This window comes from Phyllobacterium sp. P5_D12 (assembly GCF_054049495.1).
This window is the reverse complement of sequence record NZ_JBFUMG010000917.1, coordinates 1-1,186: the sequence shown is the minus strand read 5'-3', so window position 1 is coordinate 1,186 and position 1,186 is coordinate 1. Positions and strand designations below refer to the sequence as shown.

Genomic DNA, 1,186 nt, shown 5'->3' with positions numbered 1-1,186 from the left:
GTCCCAAAGATCGGTATGGCTGTAGCGGTCTTCTTCACCCGAAATCTTGGTCGCCGCAACCTCTTCCATCAGCGCGGCCGCACCCCCGACAACCTTCTCGGGTGGCAGGGTCAAATCGGTAATGCGCTTGTTGAGCTCGGTCACGTCGGCCATCAGCTTGTCGGCAAATGGTCCGAGGTCCTTGGTGCTGTTTTCGGTGAAGAGGCCATATTCGATACGGTGGAAACCGGTGAACTCCGGATCCTTTTCCGCCTTTTCGTGGTCGTCGGCGCGCGAATCGATCGAACCATCGAGATCGCTGAACAACTCTGCGATCGGCTCGATCGCTTCGTAGCTCATGCGCGTCGAACCGAAGAGCGACTTGGCCTTGTCCACATCGCCTGCCTTGACCGCATCCGTGAATGCCTTGGTGTCGGTCACGAGTGTTTCAAGGTTTTCCGACACGTAGATCTTGTAGTCGGCAATTGGTTGAACGAGATCGAGCGGCGCAACCTCGGCATTTGCCATTCGCGGCAAAGCTGCAGCTGCAAGTGTCAACAGGCTGACAGACAGTACAAGTTTCAGTTTCATCCTTAGTCCCCTTAAGATTTGCGGACCACGTCGTGACCCGCCGCTTCCAATAATGTCCGGCCGACAAAATCGCTTTCGTCCTGCGGGCCGGGTGGCGTGAAGAAAAAGCCGCCGCCAATCGGCTTGATGTATTCCTCGAGCGGTTCGCCATCGAGCTGGCGCTGCACCGTGATGAAGCCCTTCTCCAGATCCGCCTGGTAGCAGATGAACAGGAGCCCCTGTTCGAGCTGGCCGGATTTGCTCACTCCGTTCGAATAATTGAACGGGCGGCGAAGAATGAGGTTTGCCTCGGAAGCCTTCGTGCGAACATTGGCGAGCCTTATATGCGCGTCGAGCGGCGTTACCGTCCCTTCCGGATCCTTGGAATAGTCCGGCACATCATGCTCGGTATTTCCGCCGCCATGCGGTGCGCCGGTCGCCTTCTTGCGGCCAATGATGCGTTCCTGCTCCCCAAGCGGCGTGCGGTCCCAGCGTTCGACGAAATTGCGGATGATGCGCACCGCCTGATAGGAGCCGCCGCGCGTCCATGCGGGCTCGGCCTCGTCTTCCGGCACCCAGATGATCTTGTCCATCAGGGCATTATTATTGGCATCGGGATTGGCCGAACCGTCACGGA

General features: G+C 58.2%; 2 protein-coding genes. Both read right to left on the bottom strand.

Annotation, left to right across the window (positions count from 1 at the left end; genetic code table 11):
* Positions 1 to 570 (bottom strand): imelysin family protein (locus ACXJ5O_RS27615; protein WP_457302696.1); only part of this gene is annotated, 570 nt, incomplete at its 3' end.
* 11 nt (positions 571 to 581) lie between these two features.
* Positions 582 to 1,186, bottom strand: a 605-nt coding sequence (locus tag ACXJ5O_RS27610) for a Dyp-type peroxidase (protein WP_457302695.1), incomplete at its 5' end; no start/stop codon positions are given.